This is a genomic window from Pseudoalteromonas sp. MMG007 (assembly GCF_018100985.1).
GTDB lineage: Bacteria > Pseudomonadota > Gammaproteobacteria > Enterobacterales > Alteromonadaceae > Pseudoalteromonas.
This window is the reverse complement of the sequence record NZ_JAGJEI010000038.1, coordinates 1-1281: the sequence shown is the minus strand read 5'-3', so window position 1 is coordinate 1281 and position 1281 is coordinate 1. Positions and strand designations below refer to the sequence as shown.

Below are 1281 nucleotides of genomic sequence, written 5' to 3'. Positions count from 1 at the left end.
CTTGTCCCGTCCTGAAATAGGTTGACGGTTTTAATGAAAGACTTGGTGCGAAAGCGCCAGGTCTTTTTTATGCACTTGATTTGGTGTTTTCATATCCAAACTTAAGTGCGGTCGCATTTCATTGTATATAAATATCGATTCTTCAACGAGCTGTTTTAACTCTGCCATATTGCGACATTTATACAGTAAAAACTCTTGCTTTAATATCCCATTAATACGCTCTGCTAAGGCGTTTTGATAACAGTCATACCCATCGGTCATCGATGGTCTAATGCCCTCTTTTAATAGCGTATTTTGATATACTTCAGAGCAATATTGTAAACTTCTATCTGAATGATGAATGGCATCACGTTTATATACGCGTTGCTTAATTGTCATTTCTAATGCTTTGACTACATCGGTTGCTTTCATTTCATCACTCAGCTCATAACCCATTATTTTTCGACTGTAAGCACTAGTGACTAACGATAGGTAATGCACGCCTTGCGCTGACTTTACGTATGTAATGTCACTAACGAAGACTTCCTCGGCCGCAGTAGGCGTGTATTCTTTTAGTAAATTAGGATGCTTGCGCATCCAATGGTTACTGTTTGTTGTTTTAGTATAATTTTTCTTTGGTTTTACAAGAAAGTCATGCTCTCTCAAATAGTCAAAAAAACAATCACGGCCTAGTTTTATACCACGCTCTTGCAGCTCTGGCTTTATCATCAAATAAAGTTTCTTCCCACCAATACGAGGCATGAATTGCCTCCAATACATCACTAACTCTTTGACTGGCTTCAACGCTTTATCCCGAGCATCTATCCTGCGCATAGCTTGATAATAACCTTGCCGTGTTATGCCATATGCACGGCACAACGAAGTAAGCTTTACTTGCTGGTTTTCTTTTGCGCGCGTGATAGCTCGGATATGTACTTTTTTCGCAAGCCAGCTCCGTATTCTTCATCCATTATATTAATCATTTCATCTTTGATTAAATCCTTTAGGCGTAACTCTTCTATCTCGCGCTCTAAACGTTTAATTTTTTGTGCTGGGGTTTCTTTCGATTTAGGCATGTTGGCTATATAAGTTGGTTTAGACCAATCTAATTTACCATGTTTTCGCAGCCATACCAGAACGGTACTACGACCTTGAATGCCGTAATGACTTTGCGCTTGTTTATATGTGAAGTCGCCTTTTTCTACTTGCTCAACAATAGATAATTTAAAGCCTAATGTATAATCTCGCTGAGTACGCTTAACGTCTTTAGTTTTAGTGGTTTTCATAAAATAAGTCCTAAAT

General features: G+C 38.4%; 1 protein-coding gene. It reads right to left on the bottom strand.

Annotated features, from left to right (window positions below; genetic code table 11):
• Positions 1–30: 30 nt before the first annotated feature.
• Positions 31–1265 (bottom strand): IS3 family transposase gene (locus tag J8L71_RS18300; protein WP_211001793.1). Its coding sequence is split into 2 segments (ribosomal slippage): positions 31–914 and positions 914–1265, totalling 1236 coding nucleotides; the frame shifts between segments, so codons are not numbered across the junction.
• Between the last annotated feature and the right edge of the window lie 16 nt (positions 1266–1281).